At 69.0% G+C, this 13546-nt stretch carries 13 protein-coding genes; all 13 read right to left on the bottom strand.

The features are described from left to right. Positions 1–22: 22 nt before the first annotated feature. The 13 genes from ACWD0J_RS10360 to ACWD0J_RS10300 all read right to left on the bottom strand — a co-directional run bounded on the left by ACWD0J_RS10360 (position 23) and on the right by ACWD0J_RS10300 (position 13411). Positions 23–2062, bottom strand: coding sequence for a DUF2637 domain-containing protein (locus tag ACWD0J_RS10360; protein WP_451495344.1), 2040 nt, complete (start codon positions 2060–2062; stop codon positions 23–25). A gap of 88 nt (positions 2063–2150) precedes the next feature. Next, on the bottom strand, positions 2151–5489 hold the full coding sequence (locus ACWD0J_RS10355) for a LysM peptidoglycan-binding domain-containing protein (RefSeq protein WP_451495343.1): 3339 nt from the start codon (positions 5487–5489) through the stop codon (positions 2151–2153). Next, entirely contained in the window at positions 5489–5944 is a 456-nt protein-coding gene (locus ACWD0J_RS10350) for a pilus assembly protein TadG-related protein (RefSeq protein WP_451495342.1), read from the bottom strand. Before ACWD0J_RS10350 ends, ACWD0J_RS10355 begins: the two co-directional genes overlap by 1 nt. After that, positions 5944–6366, bottom strand: coding sequence for a TadE family protein (locus ACWD0J_RS10345; protein ID WP_451495341.1), 423 nt, complete (start codon positions 6364–6366; stop codon positions 5944–5946). Before ACWD0J_RS10345 ends, ACWD0J_RS10350 begins: the two co-directional genes overlap by 1 nt. A 41-nt stretch (positions 6367–6407) precedes the next feature. After that, positions 6408–6824, bottom strand: a complete 417-nt coding sequence (locus ACWD0J_RS10340) for a TadE/TadG family type IV pilus assembly protein (protein WP_451495340.1) — start codon at positions 6822–6824, stop codon at positions 6408–6410. Continuing rightward, positions 6824–7039, bottom strand: coding sequence for a hypothetical protein (locus ACWD0J_RS10335; RefSeq protein ID WP_451495339.1), 216 nt, complete (start codon positions 7037–7039; stop codon positions 6824–6826). Before ACWD0J_RS10335 ends, ACWD0J_RS10340 begins: the two co-directional genes overlap by 1 nt. Before the next feature lie 27 nt (positions 7040–7066). Beyond that, positions 7067–7951, bottom strand: coding sequence for a hypothetical protein (locus ACWD0J_RS10330; protein ID WP_451495338.1), 885 nt, complete (start codon positions 7949–7951; stop codon positions 7067–7069). After that, positions 7948–8907, bottom strand: a complete 960-nt coding sequence (locus tag ACWD0J_RS10325) for a type II secretion system F family protein (RefSeq protein ID WP_451495337.1) — start codon at positions 8905–8907, stop codon at positions 7948–7950. The genes ACWD0J_RS10330 and ACWD0J_RS10325 overlap by 4 nt, the downstream gene beginning before the upstream one ends. Next, positions 8904–10397 carry a CpaF family protein gene (locus ACWD0J_RS10320; RefSeq protein ID WP_451495336.1) on the bottom strand — a complete coding sequence of 498 codons (1494 nt, stop codon included), beginning with the start codon at positions 10395–10397 and terminating at the stop codon, positions 8904–8906. The genes ACWD0J_RS10325 and ACWD0J_RS10320 overlap by 4 nt, the downstream gene beginning before the upstream one ends. Further along, on the bottom strand, positions 10387–11214 hold the full coding sequence (locus tag ACWD0J_RS10315) for a hypothetical protein (RefSeq protein ID WP_451495335.1): 828 nt from the start codon (positions 11212–11214) through the stop codon (positions 10387–10389). The genes ACWD0J_RS10320 and ACWD0J_RS10315 overlap by 11 nt, the downstream gene beginning before the upstream one ends. Then, on the bottom strand, positions 11214–11876 hold the full coding sequence (locus ACWD0J_RS10310; protein ID WP_451495368.1) for an SAF domain-containing protein: 663 nt from the start codon (positions 11874–11876) through the stop codon (positions 11214–11216). Before ACWD0J_RS10310 ends, ACWD0J_RS10315 begins: the two co-directional genes overlap by 1 nt. A gap of 60 nt (positions 11877–11936) precedes the next feature. Further along, positions 11937–12833 (bottom strand): ATP/GTP-binding protein, encoded by an 897-nt coding sequence (locus tag ACWD0J_RS10305; protein WP_451495334.1) that lies wholly within the window; start codon positions 12831–12833, stop codon positions 11937–11939. Continuing rightward, positions 12791–13411 carry a hypothetical protein gene (locus ACWD0J_RS10300; protein ID WP_451495333.1) on the bottom strand — a complete coding sequence of 207 codons (621 nt, stop codon included), beginning with the start codon at positions 13409–13411 and terminating at the stop codon, positions 12791–12793. Before ACWD0J_RS10300 ends, ACWD0J_RS10305 begins: the two co-directional genes overlap by 43 nt. Positions 13412–13546 lie beyond the last annotated feature (135 nt).

The following is a 13546-nucleotide window of genomic DNA, read 5'->3' as shown; positions in this document are numbered from 1 at the left end:
TGCAGCTGGCATGGTGGGTATGTCAGAGGGGTGGGTCGTGGTGGGTGTTGAGGGTGCGCCAGCGGCGTTCGAAGTGGGGGAACTGTTTGGCGATGTAGGTGGGAGTGATGGTTTTGTTGTATTGGGCGGTGATGCCTTGCTCAGTGCAGGTGTGAGCGATGTGGGTGGGGTCGGGAGTGGCGGTATGGGCGCGGTGTTGAGTCCAGACGTTGTAGATGCGCCAGTTGAGGAAGTGACGGCGTAGGTTGGCGGGGCTGATGGGGTTGCCGCCGCGTCCGAGGAGTCCTTGTTGGGCGAGGTGGGCGGAGAGTTGCTGGTCGCTGGGTTGTTTTCCGTGGTGGGCCTGGTAGTGCATCCAGGCCAGGTAGTAACGGTCGGAGGCGGTGAGGTCGCCTGCCCTGGAGGGAGGCCGGGGCGGCTGATCGGGGGGAGTATCGGCCCGAGGGCCATGTGGTGTGCGTGCGGTATGGACTGGAGCGCTGATGGCAGGCCGTGCTGGCTGGTGCGCTTGTCGGCGCGGTTGATCGGCTCTGTGTCCGGCCGGATCGGTGGCGTCTTCGGTTGGCTCGGCGGCGTTCGGGGTCGGTGATTGGGGGGTTTCCGCGGTGGGCGGCTTCGTGGTTTCCCCGGCCGGGTTGGTGGTGTTGTCGATGAACGGGTCATCGGGCTGTTGCTCGGTTGGTGCGTCGGTCTTCGGCGCGGTGGTGCTGCGGGTGGGCGGTTCGGCTGGGTCCGGCTCGCGTGGGTCAGGGCTTGTGGCGTGGCCGGCTGGCTGGTTGCCGGTGGGCTGACTGCCGCTGTCGTGATGGGTGTTGTGCTCATGCAGGTAGGTGGTGGGAGCAGCGGCAGCGGGGAGCGTGGGATGTTGCTGGTGGTGCCAGGGAGTGCGGGGATGGTGCGGTGGGTTGCCTGTCTGCGGGACGTCACTGGTTGCGGTGGTCTGCCGGGCGGAGGGTGGGGTGCGTTGCTGAGGAACGAAGCGCCGGGGTGGTGCCTGCTTTTCGGGTAGCCGGTGGCTGGTGCTGGGCGGGATGGCGTACGGGTCATTGAGCCGGGGCGCCTGCGGCGTGGCGGCCTGTCCGGCTGAAAAAGGCGCGCCGAGTTCGGGGTTGAGGACCTTGGCGGACCGTTCGGGTGTGTCCTGAGGTGGTTGCTGTGGGGCACGTGACTGTGGGGGTCGTGTGGTGGAAGGTGTCACCGCGCGCTGCTGCGCTGGTGCCCTGAGAGCTTTGTCTGGCTTCGCCTGTTGTGGCTGCGTGGTTTCAAGTGGATTTATCGTGCGTTGTTCGCGTTCTGGTGCTGTTGCCGACCTGGCATGCTCCGGCTGTCTGGGGTAGGGGAGGGGCTGGGGGGTGAGTTGGGTCGCATTGATGTCTGTGGGGGCCAGGTCGGCGGGAATTGTTTGTGCCAGTGGCACCCCGTAGCGGGCCAGGCGCAGAGGCAGAAGGGCTTCAACGGGGGCTTTGCGGCGCCAGGTACGGCCGAAGCGGGCATGTAATCGTGCCTGGTAGGTGAGGCGTTCCTGCTCCAACTTGATGATCTGCTCGTAGGAGCGCAGTTCCCACAGCTTCATGCGGCGCCACAGCAGGAATGTGGGAATGGGGGCCAGTATCCAGCGGGCGGGTCGGATGCCTTCGATGTGGGTGTCGGCGGTGATGTCGGCGATGCGGCCGATCGCGTGCCGGGCTGCCTCGAGTGAGACGACGAACAGGATCGGGATCACCGCGTGCATGCCCACGCCCAGCGGGTCCGGCCAGGCCGCGGCGCCGTTGAAGGCGATCGTCGCCGCCGTCAGCAGCCATGCGGTGTGGCGCAGCAGCGGGAAGGGTATGCGGGTCCAGGTCAGCAGCAGGTCCAGGGCGAGCAGGACGCAGATGCCCGCGTCGAGGCCGATCGGGAAGATGTAACTGAAGGTCCCGAAGCCCTTGTGGCGGGCCAGCTCACGGACGGCCGTGTAGGAGCCGGCGAAGCCGATGGCGGCGATGGTCACGACGCCGGTCACGATCACGCCGATGAGAATGCGGTGGATGCGTGTCAGCTGAGGCAGCGCGGCCCCCGGCATGTCTTCCTCCTTTCGTGCGGGTGCTGGCTGCAGTCCCAGGTCAGCGGTAGCCGGTCGTGCCGGGAGCGGCCAGGCGGGTGTCCGTGTTTCATCTGTCCTGGGCTGATCCGCGGGGCACAGACGCCAGCAGTTCGTTGATGAGCTGCTCGGTTTCCGCTTCCAGTGAGCAGTCCAGTGCCCGGTTGACCTGCTGAACGCGAGTGATGACGGTGTGCAGTCCCTGCCGGTTGCCGGCTGCGGCCTCAATTCTCATCGCGTCCCGGTACAGCAGCTCCGCGGTGTCGTCGACGTCGAGGCCGGTCGCGACGGCCTGGCGTGCTGTGCTGAGGTCCTGGTGCGGACCTCGCGGGGTGCGGTAGGAGGCCACGGTGTGGGCGACGTCGATGATGCGCGTGATCATCTCCTGGCTGTGGGGCTCGGCCCAGGGCAAGGGCTTGCCGCCGAAGGGCCTGCCCCGAACGAGGCTCAGCGCCCGCTCGAGATCTGTCAGGCCAGCCGGGCCCGAGGGCAGTGCACGTTCGACGAGCTGAAGGAATCGGTCCCAGTCGCAACGCACGCCGGGGGAGAGCCGGTAGGGGTCCTCGCCGGACTTGCGGCGCGGTACGTAGGGGTGGCCGGCCCGGTCGTTGCCAAGACAGCGGCGCAGGCCTTGCAGGCGGGCGTTGAGGGTGGCGGGTGTCCATGGGCTGATGGGGTCCATGTCTGAGCAGAGGGTGCCAGCACTGCGTCCGGGCCGGAAGTACAGCAAGGCGGCCAGCTGGGCCATGCGCGGGCCGTGGCCGGTGCTGTCCACGCCCGTCACGTCGACGGGCCCCAGCACCCGGAGCTCCGGCGCGTGCGGGTCTTGAGCCTCGTCTCTGCCGTCAGCCTCCAAGGGTTTCAGGGCCCGCACGCGCCGGAGCTCCCCAGGTTCGGCGACCGGGCCGCATTTCGCATCGACCACAGGCGACGTTCCAGCGGTGGGCAGGAGTCGGAGTGCGGAGGGATCAGTGGTGGCTGCGAGCAGGGCCGGGAAGACCTCACCGCTCACGTCGGCTGGCGGCACCGGCGACGAGCCAGCCCCGGCCCTCCGTCTGGCGGTCTCCTCCAGTGGGGTTTCATCGGGCTGTTGCACGTTGTCGGGTTCGTCCGGGACGTCCTGCCAGGGTCCTTCGGCCGGATGTCCGGGCTGCGCGGATACCTTCAATGCGGCGGTGATCTGGAGGTAGGCGGCGTGTTCCAGGCGCTGCACCGTCATCTCTGTGCCCACGGATTCGAGGCGCTGCGGCTGGCTGAGTGAGGCGTTGAGGATTTCCGCCTCGGGGAAGTGCGGGGCGGCCGTAGCTGCTGGAGCGATCAGAGTGACGGAAACTGTCCCGGACTTGTGGATGAGGTCGGCGATCTCCCACGCCGTGTCCGCGTCGAGCGAGGACGCGCACAGCAGCAGATATGGCTGATGGTCGATGGCGGGCATCTGGTGCGCTTCCAGGAGCCGTTCGCCAAGGTCGCGCAGCGCGTGGGTGGCGTGGCGCATGTGGGCGATCCGTGCCGTGGGCAGCAGCTGTGGCAGGTCTTCGCCGAACCCCAGCGTCACTACTTCGACGCCGCCTGCCCAGGGGCTCATGCTCAGCTCGAGGGCGAGCGAGGTGCACACCTCGGTGATGTGGACCGGGTTGCCGTCCAGCAGCAGGGCGGGCACACGGGTGAGGTCCAGCAGCAGAAGGTCACCCGCCGCTGTGCTGCCGATCGTGACCAGCCCCGGATACGGCGCCGGCACTTGTCGCGCGATGTCCTCGTCCAGGAGGTCGGCGTCGGGGGGAAGGATCCACCAGCCCTCCTGCCCGGAGACCAACGGCGCCTGCGGCTGGAGGGCCAAGTCCTCGGGCAGCACCTGGACGGTGCGGGCGCCGATCCGCGCGGCCCGCAGCGGCGGCACGTCCCCAGCCTCCTCATGAGCCACCTGGTGGGCCAGGGTCCGCAGGGCCACGTCCAGGCGGGCAGCTCCACCGGGCTCGGCGGCCGTCGCCAGCCTCGCCTCCGCCGGAGACGTCTCCGCAGCAATGGCGATCTTCTCCCCGGGCCTGCGGCGGCGGCGCTGCAAGGTACGGCGCAGGGCCAGTGCACCGGTGATGGAGGCCGCCAGTAGCGCGCCGGCGCCGAGCACCGTGCGCAGGTTCAGCGGACCACTGGCCGGAGACGGCGCCGGTGTCTCGGACGCCGAGGCGGCAGGGGAGGAGCTGGCGGAGGCCGACGGTTCAGCCGACGCCGAGGGAGTGCCCTGTTCTCGGCCCGGCTGCTCGGCGGGGCGGCTACCCGGCCCACTGGGAGCTGGTAAATGTGGCGTCGGCGCCGTGGTGTGGCCCGGCGCAGATGCCCCTTCATCCCCGGGGACATCACTCAGCCCTGGCTCGCCCTCGGGAGCCCGGCTGCCCGGGGGAATGCTTTCCCGGCTGCCCGCCTCATCGCCATCCTGTCCTGGTGAGTGCTGACCAGACTGTGTGTTGCCGGGCACGGTGACCTGCTGCCCGGCGTAGATCACATCAGGGTCGGAGATCGGAGGCAGGCCGTCCGGCTGCGCCTTGCCACGGCTGGCCTCGAACAGGCGCGGCCACGCGCCGCCGTCTCCGAGCTCCTCCTCCGCGATCTGCGACAGGGAGTCGCCGGGGTCAACCGTGAGGACATGCGCGGCACCGGCACCGGCAGCGGGAGTGCCCGCAGCGTCCAGCTGGGTATGAAGCCCTCTCGCTGACGCGGTGGGACTGGGCATCTGCAGCTCCCAGCCGGGCTGGAGGAAGCTGTTCGCACGGAAGACCTGGCCGTCGGCCATCAGGCGGCCCTCGTTCAGGGCGGCGATCTCCCGCCACCGCTCGCCGTCGCCCAGTTCCCGCTCGGCGATGCCCCACAGGCTCTCCGTCGGCCGCATCTCGCGCACCGTGTACGAATTCCGGGCCGGTGTGGTCGCAGAGTTTGCCGATGCTTGATCGGATTCGGCCGCCTGCGGCGCCTGGGCTGGGCCGGGGACTCGGACCGTGGTGGTGGCCAGGGCCGCATGGGTGTCGGAGGCCAGAGCTGAACTGGTGGGCAGGAGCGCCAGGATGCTGCCGACGAGCAGCGCCGCAGCGCGCTGTGAGGAGCCAAGTCCGGCCGGTGCCTGCCAGGTCCGGCCCCGGAGCTGTGCGATCAGTTCGCGTACGGCGCAGAACGCGAACTGTGCCCATCCGATCCAGCCGGCACAGGCGAGCAGCAGCAGGAACACGGCCCCTGTGTCCTGCCGGTCCAGCAGGTGCGTGAGGTCGTCGCGGGTGGATGCCCAGATGACCGGGGTGGCCCAGGTCAGCAGCAGCGGCAGCCCGCCAACCGCTGCGGCCAGGACCAGCAGGCTCAGCACGGCCTTGAGGACCTGGCCCAGGGTGCGGCCCGCTGCAGCAGGGGAGTGGGTGGTGGGCATCAGGTTCCTTCATCGGGTGCGGTGACGCCGTGCAGGAGGGTGGCCGTGCCCTGACCGGTCACCGACAGCGAGCCGATCCCGACCACCGACAGAAACGTCGTGCTGTAGGAGCTGGTGACGGTCACGGTGAGGGTTTTGCCGTCGCCGGCCACGCTGACCGTGCCGGTGGCTCCCGCGGAGCGCAGATAGGCGTGGGCTGCGGCCTGTGCGTCCTGCGGATCGGCAATGATCGCGGTACCGCTGATGGCCTGGGCGGGGTCGATGGCCTGCCCGCCCGCCCGGGCTGCCTCACCGGCGATGTAGTCGGCACGCTCGGTGGCACGCATCTTGCTCCCGCCGTCGACGGTGACACCGATGATGCCGATCAGCGCGACCACGCACACCGCGACGAACACGGTGACGCCCCCACGGTCATCCCACCAGGCCCGGCCCAGCCACCGGTGACGGAGGATCATCAATGCTCCCTCATGCGGTACGCGTCAACGACGGAGGTCGCCGTTGAGGTGAGTGTCCGGGCTCCGGGAACGCCGGGTAGCAGAAGATCGGAGAGGTTGACCGTGCAGTTCACGGTCACGGTCACCGTTGCGACCTGGCCCACCGGCACGTTCAGGCCGCCGGTGTCGACGCGGACGCCCTTGGAGGTGCACGCGATGCCCTGATCGTTGAGGGACTCGGCGGCGGCCGAGTGCGCGGCGCCCTGGGCGGCCGCGGCGGTGCGGTGGATGGATGCCTCCCGGGCCGCATCCTCGGCCGCCGCGTCGATCTTCGATGCGGAGGTGACCAGACGTCCCCCGGCGATGGCCAGACACAAAAACATGATCAGCGACGGGACAATGATGGCCGCCTCGATCGCGGCACTGCCCTCATCACTGCGCATGGTGCGGGCTGTCCGGGCAGTGTGGCGCAGGTGGTTCCCTTTCACGGGACCCACCGTTCCGCTGGTCCGGACGCCGACTGTGTGACGCTCAGGCCGGACACGCCCGGAATCAGTGAGACGGCAGTGCCGGAAACCTGCATCCGCACCCGCTGTCCGTCAACGCTGGCAACAACGGTGTAGCCGCGCAGGCTGTCCCCGGCCGTACGGTCCAGCACCTCACGAGCCCTGGCCGTGCCGTCGGCTGGGGACGCCTGGTAGGTGCGTGCCGCGGTGAGACCCTCACGGGCAGCGGTCAGGGCGATCTGCCGGGCGTAGTACCACATGGATGCCTGGATCACGGCGATCGTGGCGAGCAGCACGAACGGGTACACGATCGCCATCTGGATGGACGTGTCGCCCCGGTCGTCGCCCCATCTCCGCCCGCGCCACCAGGCTTTGAGCTGGTCGCCGCCTCTCATCAGATGCCGGACAGGTTGCCGTTGTACTTGGAGATCACCACGGCGATGGTTCCGGCGATCACCAGGGCGCCCGTGACGGCGGCGACCCAGATGATGACGGTGGTGATGCTGATGTCCCCCCGGTCCGGGTGGCGCGCGGCTTCAGCCGTAGCCTGCTGAAGCCGCGTGATCAGCCAGCGAACAGCGCGGTGGGAACGGGTTGCGGTGTACGTCATCAGGGATGCTCCTCTTGCTGGTTCTGGTCAGACGGCGAGCATGCGGATCACCGCGGGGAACGCCAGCAGCAACATGACCAGCACGGCGAGCAGAGCGCCGGGGGCGGTCATCCCCTCGCTGGCGGCGTTCGCCTCGGCCGCCTGCTCGGCCAGCAGTTCGCTGTTCAGGGCGGCGGTGCGGGCCCGCAGGGCCTTGTAGACGGCGGCTCCGTCGGTGGCCGAGCCGCGCATGATGTCGGCGACGTCGTCCAGGACGGGCAGGTCGTAGTGCCCGGCGAGTTCGGTGAGCGCCTGGTAGGGCGCGATTTTTTCCAGCCGGGCCCGGCGCAGAGCTGCCTGCAGATACAGGAAGGGCCAGCCGCGGCCGACCTCGACGGCCTTCTCCAGTGCTTCCGCGGGACCGGCGTCGGCGGCCCGCTTCAGAGCGACCAGGTCCAGGTAGGCGGACAAGGCGTGAGCGAACTCCTCCCGCGCCCGCTTAGCCTGGTCGCGCACCGCGAGATCCGGGGTGATGAACAACAGCACCGCAACGAGCAGGCCGACACCGGCGGGCACGTAGAACGGCAAGGAGATGCCCGCGACGATCCACGGGATCGTGATGAGCACCGGGCACAGCAGGCCGAGCGCGGCCAGTGCGGTCTTCTTCAGCATGAACTGCCCCGGCCCCTGCCCGAGGAGAGCCAGGTTGGTGACGGGAACCCGCACGCCGGGCAGGCGCTCGAGGCGAGCCAGCAGCCACCGGCCCCACCGCTCTTCACGGTCCAGTTCCGGCTCGGGCAGGGTCGAGGCCGTCAGGGCGCTGCGTGCGAGGGCCGGGCCCAGCTCGGGCTGGGGGCGCAGAAGTTCCCGCACCAGCAGGGCGAGGCCGGCGCCGACGGTGCCACCGGTGGCCACGACGGGAAGCAGGTTCACGAGCTGACTCCTTCCGTCTCACAGCCGACGGCCGGAACCCCCGGCGTGTCCGGGTCCTTCGCGGGCGCGGGCAGGCGGACCGCGCTGGCCGGGTCGGTGATCAGGAATCGGGGGACGCGGCGGAAGGAGCCCATCTGCCGCATGAGGGCGAGCACGCCGATGAACCCGGCCATCAGAAGGGCGAGCACCAGCTGGCCCAGCAGCGTGGAGTAGGGCTTGGTGTATGCCGGCACGAAGAACCCGGCCACCACCATACCCACGGTGAGGATGGTCATCCACCGCACTGTCGTGCGGGGCCTGGCCCGGTCGGCCTCGATAGAGCGTTTGCGGGCGACCTCTTCGCGGACCGTGCCCGACAGATCCTCCAGGGCCTGCGCCAGACCCGGGCCGCGGTCGTTGACCGACAGGATGAGAGCGGCCACCACCTTGTCCGCAGTGACGTTGTCCAGTTCGGCGGCGAACTCACGCAGAGCTTCCTGCGGGGGCCAGCCCAACCGCAGCCGGTCGGACAGGTTGATGATCTGCCCAGCGAGATCGTCCGGTGCCCCCTGACGGCTGGTGATCATCGCCTGCTCCAGGCCCATGCCCAGCCGCAGCAGCCCGGCCAGTCGCTGGGTCCACTCGCTGAGCGCCTCCAACTGGCTGATGCGTTCCTGCGCCAACTGTGCCGGTGCGATCAGCCAGGGCACACCGATGACGGCTGATCCCAGCAGTGCGCCGCCCACGAAGTTCCCCGACACCAGCCACACGCCAGCGAAGACCACGACCGCCATCACGGTGAAAGTCCGCCGACGCAGCCGCAGGTCCTCGGCCTGCTCGGAGCGTGAGCGCAGGGCCTGCCACCGCTGCCGCAGCGGGGCCCGGCGGGGCGCCGTCGTGCCGACGAGTCCGGCCACGACGCCGAGCAGCCCGCCGATGACGGCCATACCGGACAGCAGTCCCCACAACAAGGTCATCGGCTGACCTGCACCTTCAGCGGCAGCGGCGCCTGCCAGGCGCCGTAAGACTGTTGCAGCAGGGCAGAGTCGAAGCCGACGCGGCGCAGGTCGTCGATGCAGGCCGGGTCCATCCGGGGTACCGCCCGCAGTTCCCCGAACTCGGTCCCGGGGGAGAAGACCGTGTTGGTGGCGGGACGGCCGTTCTCGCCGATCCCGGTCAACTCCAGGACGTGGGAGACGTAGCGGTGGCGCCGCCCGCCGATCTGCGTCTCGTCCGTCATATCGACGTACACGATGAAGTCCAGGCCGTTGGCGGTCTGCCGGTATGCGAGCTGTTCGGACAGGTTCTCCTGGGCGAGCGCATACAGCTCGGCGATCCGGTCGAAGATGATGTCCGGGCGCCGGGCGTGGATCGTGCACAGGTTGCCGCCCGACCCGTTGGTCAGCGCCTGCATCATCGCGACGACCTCGGGCCCGCGGACCTCGCCGACCACGATCCGCTCCAGCGACATCCGCAAAGCGGGATGCATCAGGTCCAGCAGCGTGACCTCGCCGGCGCCGCGCCCGGTGACGTCCTTCTCCCCGTTGGACTCACGCCCGACCAGGGAGACGACCTGACGGTGGTAGCCGTTGGCGTGGGCGAACAACTCGTCCTCGGTCTGGATGGTGGCAAACCGCGTGTCCGGGTCGAACTCTTTCAGCATCGCCCGCAGCAGCGTCGTCTTCCCTGCTTTCTGCTTCCCCGCGATCATGATGTTCTTCTCCGCACGCACACACGCGCCGAGAAAGTCACGCAGGACACCGTCGATGGTCCCCAGCCGCACGAGTTTGTCCAGATCAGCGTGGGAGACCCGGTGTCGGCGGATGACCGCATAGGTCATCGGCCCTAGCCCGGCAATCGCCTGCAGACGGGAACCGTCCTGTAACGACAAAGCCAGCGTCGGGTTCGCAGTGGAGATGGTGCGCTCACTCTGCCCGGAACCACGGGCCAGCTCCCGCAGCAGTTCCAGCAGTTCCTCTTCGGAATCCGCGATCGGCCCCACCATGCGGCGTTCGCCGTCGCCGTAGTCTAGCCACACTTCGCGTGGGCCCTGGATGATGATGTCTTCGACCCGCTCATCGTCCAGGTGCGGCTGCAGACGGCCGGCCCGGAACAGCAGGTTGTAGACGGCACGCCGGAGCGTTTCGTCTTCCTGCGGTGCCATCGCCTGGGCATCCGACCACAGGGCGACCGCCTCGTTGATCCAGTCCAGACAGCGCTGCTCTTCACTGGCCCGGTCCATGTCCGGCGTCGTCTTGAGCAGTTCCTCACGCTTCTTCGCGACCTGAGCCGCGATGTGCCGGGCTACCTTGTAGTCGACGGTGACCTGTGCAGCCGCGGCGCCCAGTGCCTGCGGACTGGAGGCAGCACCGATGGGCGCGCCGTGTACCTGGTGCACCCGCGCCTGCTGGGGGTGGCCCAAAGGCGCGGGCACGGTGGGATCAGGGTGCAGAGGTCTAGCGTGCACGGGTCACCTCACCGTCCGCGGCCCGCGAGCCCCGCGGTTCGAGACGGGTCCTGCGCATGGCAGTCCGCTGCACCAGCAGGGTCCCGGCCGTCCTGGCAGCCTTCATCAGCGGGGACTTGGCGAAGTGGCGCGGCTGCTCTGCGCCGTCGGACAGCACACGCGCGTCCTTCGGCGCGTACGGCAGCGTCGCCACCACCGGCACCTGCAGAACCCGCTGCACCTCACCCGCCGGATACGGGCCCTCGTTGATCACCAGCACGCTGACGTCACCGACCCGCTCCTCGAGGGCACGTACCCGGCCTTCCGCGGCCTGTAGGCAGCGCAGGGTGTTGCGCACCACCAGGAAGACGGCGTCGGCTTGCTCGGCCAGCACACCGGAGGGGCCGAAGGCGCCCCGGCGGCCGAGATCGATCAGGACGTCGTGTCCGTGCTCGGCCTCGATGCCGCGGAAGATGACCCCCAATGCCTTCCACACCGATCCCAGGCTGGCTGCCTGCGCGTGGTCGGTGATCCCCGGCAACAGCAGCCGGTCACGCGGCGAGTCCTTCGTGCCGTCGTCACCGCTCAGGTCGATCAGCTGACGCCAGAACGCGTCGCCGAGGTCGCCCTTGCGGGCCGCGACGGACAGGTTCCGCAGTCCGTACCGGTCGCCGAGTGTGCCCTGCAGCAGCCCGTGCAGAATCGCCCCGCCGTCCGGGTCACACTCAGCCAGGACCGTGCGCCGGTCTGGCTGAAGCGGCCACGCCAGTAGCAAGGCCAGCGCGCTCGTGGTCACCCCTGGCGCACCACTGCAGCCTGCCAGTGCGATCACAGACATCAGGTGCCGTCCGCAGCAGCGAGGACCAGGCGCAGCGCGCCGGCCGACACCCAGGCGGCGGCAGTGGGGCCGTCCTTCGCGGTGGTGGCGACATCGACGACCACCACCCCGGTGCCGGGCGCGGCACTGGAGGCCTTCACGACCCGCCCGCCGATGGTCTTCGGCGCAGTGCCGGACGACTCGCCGGTGTCCGCCTGGCCCTGGGCCGGGACGTGGACCAGCCGTACCTGCTGGCCTGGCCGCAGCGCGGTAGCCGGTACTTGCTCGGGCTTGAGCCCGATCGGCACCAACTGCTCACCCGCCTTCACCAGGGAGTCCTTCGTCACCTGCGACGGGGCGAGCAAGGAGCCGGGCTTGAGCTCCACGGCGGCCCGCTTGCCCACCACCGAGTCCAGGTCCTCGCCCCGGACCGCCTTGACGGCCGGGTCCAGCGCCATGGACGCCCTGCCCAGGTCGTCTTCGCTGAGGACCTGGCCAACCTGGACCTCGCGGACCATCGTCACCACCTCGGTGCGGTTGCCGACCTGCAACAACATGACAGCAACCCCGGCTCCGCCGGCAGCGATCAGTGCGAGCGACAAGGCGATGACACCCGGACGGCGCCTTCGTGCGGACACCTGTGGGGGCGCGACCGGGCCAGCCACCTGTCCCTGGAGGGCCATGCCGTGCGCGGGGGGCGTACGTTCTTGGGTCTTGCTCAACTCTCTGTCCTTCCGGCGGCGTTATCTGACGACCTGGAGTTCACCGATTCCCACCTGCATCTGCGACTGCCTGGTCTCTGCGAACTGTCCCGCTTCTGCGCCGCCGGCCACCTGCCAGTCGACCGTCCATGTCGACGTGGCCGTCACCGTGTACTTGCCGTGAGGCTGAGGGGCGGAATGACGGGAATAGACGTGTCCGCAGGTCGGAGACTCCTGCTTGCCGTAGGAGGCCACGTACTTCATGCCAGCCCCGTGGCAGGTAACGCTCGCTCCGTCCCCCATCACCCAGACGACTTTGGTGACTTTGGCGGTCGCGGTCACGGTCACGCCGCCTGCGCTGGCACTCGTGGAGTTCGGGCCGAACGTGGTGGGAGTTTGATTCACCCACATCCACATGGGCACGCCCACGATGTAGCGGCCGGCGGGGCGGGGACTGGCGATATCTGGTCCGACGAGCTTCATCTTGCTGACGGCCAGCTGCGCCACCTCGAGGGGATCGACAGCTGGCCCGTCGGCAGCGTCATCGGCGACGAAGTAGGTGTAGACGGGGGTGCCGCCCTCCCCGGTAAGGCAGGAGCGTTCGTAGACCGCTCCGCCGTCTTTGGGGGACTGGTCTTTCCAGTACATGCTCCCTTCGGGAGGCTGCGGGTCCAGCTTCCGGGTGGTGCACACCGGTTTGGTGTCCGTGTTCTTCCCGCTGCCGGCGTCGGCGGGCTCCGCGCCCGATCCCGAGGTGCTCGAGTCGTTGTCCGCTTCGCACACCACCCACTTGCCCGCCCCGCTGCAGCCGCCCCCCAGCGGCGGTCCAGCCCATGCCTGCGCGGGCCAGAGCAGGCACAAGGCGGCCGCCGCTGCCACTCCGGGGCCGCTGTGAGTCAGCAGGCGCGCTGTTGTGGCGTGACGTTCACGATCTTCCACTGCTTACCCCACTTCTCCGCGTCGATCTTGGTCACGTAGCGGATGAGCCGGTTCTCCGGCATCTCGACGGGCTTGCCGGTCTTGCGGTAGATGAACTTCCAGCCGGTGCTGTCCATGCAGTCCGTCAGCTTCGCGGAGGGCACCTGCTTCGCTGCCGTGAGAGCGTCGACTGTGGTCTTGTGCGTGGGGGCACCCGTCGTCACGACGCCTTTGGAGCGCAAATCCTTCAAGTCCGCCTCGGTGCCCGACTTTGCCTCCGCCGCGGCGTACTGGACGAACGCGGTGCCGGCCGTGTCGCCCTTGGCGTAGGCCTTGGCCTGCTCGTCCCAGAAGCGGTGGTATGCGTTCAGGACGGCTGCCTTCTCAGCTGCCTGAGGGTCCGCACCGGCCGAGGACGTGGCAGATGCGGGCGTGTCGCTGGCGGTAGCTGAGGGACTCGTAGGCGAGTTGTCGGCATCCTCACCGCTGCCGCCGCACGCGGTCATCACGAAAGCAGCGCCCAGCAAGAGGGAAGCAGCAGCGGTGTCTCGTACGTGCCCATCGAAGCGAACAGCGTGAAGAAATACCCGATGTGTCATGATTTTCTCTCCTATTGGTGCAGTCAAGCAGATGCCGCCCCGGCGTCTCTGCTCGCTACCGTCCCGTCCGAGCCGCACCGGCGCGACACTGATAGTCGAGAGACTACGAATTCGCGACAACGACGGGTCTGCTAA

This window comes from Streptomyces sp. NPDC003011, assembly GCF_053591515.1.
Note: the sequence above shows the minus strand (reverse complement) of the source record. Positions and strands in the feature narration are given on the sequence as shown.

What these genes read in the sequence shown, in the direction of transcription:
- ACWD0J_RS10315 (WP_451495335.1), bottom strand. Translation starts at nt 11,214, where the DNA reads ATGTCTGTGATCGCACTGGCAGGCTGCAGTGGTGCGCCAGGGGTGACC.
- ACWD0J_RS10345 (WP_451495341.1), bottom strand. Translation starts at nt 6,366, where the DNA reads ATGCGCAGTGATGAGGGCAGTGCCGCGATCGAGGCGGCCATCATTGTC.
- ACWD0J_RS10300 (WP_451495333.1), bottom strand. Translation starts at nt 13,411, where the DNA reads ATGACACATCGGGTATTTCTTCACGCTGTTCGCTTCGATGGGCACGTA.
- ACWD0J_RS10335 (WP_451495339.1), bottom strand. Translation starts at nt 7,039, where the DNA reads ATGACGTACACCGCAACCCGTTCCCACCGCGCTGTTCGCTGGCTGATC.
- ACWD0J_RS10355 (WP_451495343.1), bottom strand. Translation starts at nt 5,489, where the DNA reads ATGCCCACCACCCACTCCCCTGCTGCAGCGGGCCGCACCCTGGGCCAG.
- ACWD0J_RS10340 (WP_451495340.1), bottom strand. Translation starts at nt 6,824, where the DNA reads ATGAGAGGCGGCGACCAGCTCAAAGCCTGGTGGCGCGGGCGGAGATGG.
- ACWD0J_RS10310 (WP_451495368.1), bottom strand. Translation starts at nt 11,876, where the DNA reads ATGGCCCTCCAGGGACAGGTGGCTGGCCCGGTCGCGCCCCCACAGGTG.
- ACWD0J_RS10325 (WP_451495337.1), bottom strand. Translation starts at nt 8,907, where the DNA reads ATGACCTTGTTGTGGGGACTGCTGTCCGGTATGGCCGTCATCGGCGGG.
- ACWD0J_RS10360 (WP_451495344.1), bottom strand. Translation starts at nt 2,062, where the DNA reads ATGCCGGGGGCCGCGCTGCCTCAGCTGACACGCATCCACCGCATTCTC.
- ACWD0J_RS10350 (WP_451495342.1), bottom strand. Translation starts at nt 5,944, where the DNA reads ATGATCCTCCGTCACCGGTGGCTGGGCCGGGCCTGGTGGGATGACCGT.